The sequence below is a fragment of the uncultured Thiocystis sp. genome, from assembly GCF_903866365.1.
Taxonomy (GTDB): domain Bacteria; phylum Pseudomonadota; class Gammaproteobacteria; order Chromatiales; family Chromatiaceae; genus Chromatium.
The window spans coordinates 1-4,245 of sequence record NZ_CAIPNF010000282.1 but is presented as its reverse complement, the minus strand read 5'-3'; the positions used below and the strand labels follow the sequence as shown (position 1 = coordinate 4,245).

Sequence of the window (4,245 nt, the reverse complement as noted above, 5' to 3'; positions counted from 1 at the left end):
GAGCGGGTCGGTGATCTTTTCGACCACGGTTTTGTCGAGTTCGGTCTCGCCGCCGGTGATGATCAGTTCGATGGATTTGCCGAGTTCCTGGCTGGCGTCGCGCACCACGCGCCGAAAGCGCGAGAGGCTTTCGCCGATCGGGACCATGCGCAGTTGCAGGGCGTTGTCGCGGATCTCGGACACCAGATAATCGACACCGTCGACCACCTCGGTCATGTCCTCGATGCCGGCGCGCTTGACCATGACGCGGATCGCGGCGCTGCTGGTGACCAGTTCGCCGACCAGGTCGATGAGATGGCCGAGACGCTGGGCGTCGACGCGGATCTGGCGCGTTTCTTCCTGGCGGCGGTGACGCACAGCCTCCTGGGTTCTTGCGGCTTGCCCGACCAAGTCTGGCGTGGCGACCCCCTGCTCGACCAGGATCTCGCCCAGACGCCGCTTGAACGGAGGGCCATCCGACATCGCCGATGCCTGGTCGGCGCCATTCTGGGTCCGCAGCGCGCTAGTCAGCTCATGCGGGGTCAGCGCGCCGATCGAGACCAGCAGATCGCCGATACAGCCCACCTGTTCGTCGGGCGGCATCGCCAGCAGTTCGAGATAGCGGGTATACGCCGAACCGGATTCCCGGATGCGCAGCTCGCTACCGTCATCGGTAGGTGCCGGGGCTTCGATACGGATTTGGGTCAGGGCTGGAGCGAGGGTCGTCGCGCCGCCGGCGTCCGCAGCAAACTCGCGGGGCTTCTCGATCCGCGCCAGCAGGGCCTCGCCCGCGAGAACCAGAGTCTCATCCAGCGGCGCATCCCCCTCGACATCGGCCAGGATGAAATCGACCAAGCGCGCCGTATGGTCACGGCATTCAAACAAGGTCGCGATCAGTGACGCGGTCAGAACCCTGCGGCCGGTCCGGAGCTTGTCCATCAGGGTCTCGACCGCGTGAGTAAAGTTCACCACGGGCGTATAACCGAAGACACCAGCCATGCTCTTGATCGTGTGCATGGCCCGGAAGACCGCGTTCAGCGATTCGCGATCGCCGGGATCGCCTTCAAGCGCGAGGAGCGCGTCCTCCATCGACTGGAGCAAGTCCGTCGTCTCTTCCATGAATGCCAGCAGGAAGGACTGCCGTTCGTCGTCCAGGATCATGTCGGACCGTCCGCCGCCGAGTCGACGGGATGGCCAGCGACAACCTGTTCGCGCGCTAACAAACCGATTACCTCCGTGACGACGACACGGCAATCGGTCCCAGGGGATGAGGACAGAGAGGCACGGCATGGGGATCCGCGCCGAAATACACGCATCGATTTCGCCCCTCATCCTTGGCTTGGTAGAGCGCCTGATCGGCCTGACCGATCAAGTCACTGGGGGACTGTTCGCCCACCGGGACCATGGCGCTGACGCCGATGCTCACGGTGATCAACTGGCCGACGCGCGAGGCAGGGTGTGGCAGCCCGAGACCCTCGACCAACAGACGCAGCCGTTCCGCGATCGAGCAGGCCAGGTCTCGATCAGTCTCGGGCAGGGGTAGAGCGAATTCCTCGCCGCCATAGCGCGAGACACAATCGCCCCGCTGGCGCAGTCCCTCCTGCAGGGCCGTTGCAACCAGGATCAGGCATTCATCGCCCTTGGGGTGACCGAGGCAGTCGTTGTAGGCCTTGAAGTCATCGATATCGATCATCAGCAAGGCCAAGGAGTGTTGCTTGTTCTGAGCATCACCGAATATCGCCGCCAGGTCATGGTCGAGGCGGCGACGATTGCCCACCCCGGTGAGCGCGTCGCGATAGGTCGTCGCGATCAACTGCGTGGATTGAGCGCGCAGCCGACGCTCCCGACGCACCATGGCGGTCATGTCCTGAATCTGAATCAGACAGGTATATTGCGCATGGCGCATGGGGGTGACATAGATCAGCGGCTGCATCCGCCGGGCGAGCCGGCGATCTCCCGGTTGATGGTCGAGCGGCAGAACGGCGGCATTCAATCCGGGCGCCAGCATCGACGACAGCCGGAAACGCAAGGCTTGCTCGATCGCGTCCTGAAGCCGGGTGTGTTGCATCTCGGGGAACACCTCATCGAGGCGCCGGGTGACCACCTCGCTGAAGGTCAACCGGCTATGCCGGACCATCCAGGCGTTCCAGGCAAGAACCCGCCCCTCTTGATCAAGCAGGATGATACCGGCCTGCAGGTGATCGATCAGTTGTTGACCGAATTCGCGGTCCATCAGATGACCCCAACCCGCGTCAGGTAGGCGTCGACGCACTCCCGCAAGATAGCCAGGGAGCTGACGCTGAGCAGGAAGATCAAATGGCCCTGAATCCGTTCCTGGCGCATGGTCAGATGGATTTGCAGCAGCAGGACAATCCGATCCCCACCAAGGTCGAGGAGCGGCAGCGAATCGGTATCGCTGAAGTAATGCATCGGCAGCCCGCCCTGGAATTCGACAGCGAACTCATCGGCCAGGGCACTGATGCAGGCATTGAGGATGATATTGCCGATTTCGCACATCGCCTCCTGCTCGAACTCGGACAATTCTTCCGGAGACATGTCGGGATCGAGCATGTGACTGATGATCGCCAGGGCGTTGCGTTCCGGAAAGAGCAGGATGGCCTGCGCATCGAAGGGGCCGGTGAAGTCGATCATCACCAGACTCAGTTGTCTGAACTCCGACCCAAGCAGGGTCGTGGCGACATCGGCGGGCTTGACCAAGGTCACGACCGGCGTGGACAGTTCAACCGCGTCCTGGACCATGAGGCTCAGACTGCGCGCGGCCCGTCCAACGCCAAGATTGAACAATTCCCGCAGCGCGTCGTACTGTAGCTCGTTGAGTTGGAACACCGGGTTACTCCTCGAACAGACCCACCATCTCGGTGATCGCCTCCGGGGTAATCGGCTTGGCGACAAACTTGACGCCGGCTTTCTCGGCGGTCTTGCGCACCGCGTCCTGGATGTTGGCCGTGCAGATGACGATCCGGATCTCCGGGTAATGCAGACGGATGCGACCGGCGACTTCCAGGCCGCTCATGCCGGGCATGTTGATATCCAGACTGACGAAAGCGGGCGGCTCCTCCCCGATCATGGCCAGGGCCTCGGCGCCGTTCGCGGCCTCGGCGATGCGCCAGTCGGGGCGCAGCTCACGGATGAGCTTGCCGATCATCAGGCGGGCCATCTTGCTGTCATCGACGATCAAAAGGAGAGAGTGATTCAATGTTTTTCGCCACCGAGAAGGAGCCCCACCACACCGACAATGATCAACAGGAGGCTGATGAACTTGAGAGCGGTCGCCGGCTCACGAAAATACAGGATGCCGATGGCGGCAATCAGCGCGGTTCCAACGCCAGACCACACGGCATAGGCAACGCTCACGTCGATTTTCTTCAACGCAAGGGTCAACGCCACAAAGGAGGCGGCATAAAACACAAAGAGAAGCACCGAGGGAACCAGCTTCGTGAAACTCGCGGAGAGCTTCATGGCGGTCGTCCCCGCCACCTCAAGAGCGATTGCCCCAGCCAGAAAAAACCAGTGTTGCATGCACACTTACTCGTTGGTTGAAGAGGAGTTCAGGAGCACGCCATCTCATTCGGCATCGTTGTAGGGGCGGGTTGAAACCCTGCCCCCAGTGTCGGCAACCGAAACTCCGCGACCTTGCTGGCAAGGTGATTTGAAGAAATCCCCTCACCGTCAACCAAATGATATTCGGTTGACGATCGCCAACACAACACGACTAAGCATCCACATCCGAAGCATGGGGGACCGCCTCCTCGCTCAGTCGCCGCAGGCTGGCCAGTTCCTGCACCGACAGGACATGATCGACGCTCAGGATGATGACGAAGACATCGTCCACCCGTCCCATGGCCTCGATGAAGTCGGTGCGGATCTCGGAGCCGAACTCCGGAGGCGGCTTGACGTCCTCGGGGGGGATGTCAAGAATGTTTTTGACCTCGTCGACCAGCATGCCCAGCACATGCCCCTCGTCGCCGACCTGAACCTCGACCAGCACCACGCAACTGCGCTTGGTCAGGGTCAGCGGACCGCGCCCCAGGCGCGCGCCCAGGTCGATGACCGGCACCACGCTGCCGCGCAGATTGATGACGCCGCGAATGTAGTCGGGCGTCATCGGTACCCGCGTCACCTGCGGGGTCTCGATGATCTCCTTGACCGCATTGATCGACATCGCCAGGCGCTCGTCGGACACCGAGAAAGTCAGGTACTGGGTGACCTCATCGGCAGTCTCGCTCCGGCTGGTTCCGGCCGTCT

The 4,245-nt window shown here is 62.0% G+C and carries 6 protein-coding genes; all 6 read right to left on the bottom strand.

All coding sequences use genetic code 11. From position 1 onward, the window contains the following. Nucleotides 1-1,140, bottom strand: a 1,140-nt coding sequence (locus QZY07_RS15775; RefSeq protein ID WP_295404702.1) for an Hpt domain-containing protein, incomplete at its 3' end; no start/stop codon positions are given. Nucleotides 1,141-1,207: 67 nt separating this feature from the next. Next, nucleotides 1,208-2,212: a GGDEF domain-containing protein gene (locus tag QZY07_RS15770; protein ID WP_295404699.1), complete on the bottom strand. Its 1,005-nt coding sequence runs from the start codon at nt 2,210-2,212 to the stop codon at nt 1,208-1,210. Then, a complete protein-coding gene (locus QZY07_RS15765; protein WP_295404696.1) occupies nt 2,212-2,826 on the bottom strand; it encodes a chemotaxis protein CheX in 615 nt (204 codons plus the stop codon). Before QZY07_RS15765 ends, QZY07_RS15770 begins: the two co-directional genes overlap by 1 nt. A gap of 4 nt (nt 2,827-2,830) precedes the next feature. Beyond that, nucleotides 2,831-3,196: a response regulator gene (locus QZY07_RS15760; RefSeq protein ID WP_295404693.1), complete on the bottom strand. Its 366-nt coding sequence runs from the start codon at nt 3,194-3,196 to the stop codon at nt 2,831-2,833. Then, nucleotides 3,193-3,519 (bottom strand): multidrug efflux SMR transporter, encoded by a 327-nt coding sequence (locus QZY07_RS15755; protein WP_295404690.1) that lies wholly within the window; start codon nt 3,517-3,519, stop codon nt 3,193-3,195. Before QZY07_RS15755 ends, QZY07_RS15760 begins: the two co-directional genes overlap by 4 nt. Before the next feature lie 193 nt (nt 3,520-3,712). Next, nucleotides 3,713-4,245 (bottom strand): chemotaxis protein CheW (locus tag QZY07_RS15750; protein ID WP_295404687.1); only part of this gene is annotated, 533 nt, incomplete at its 5' end.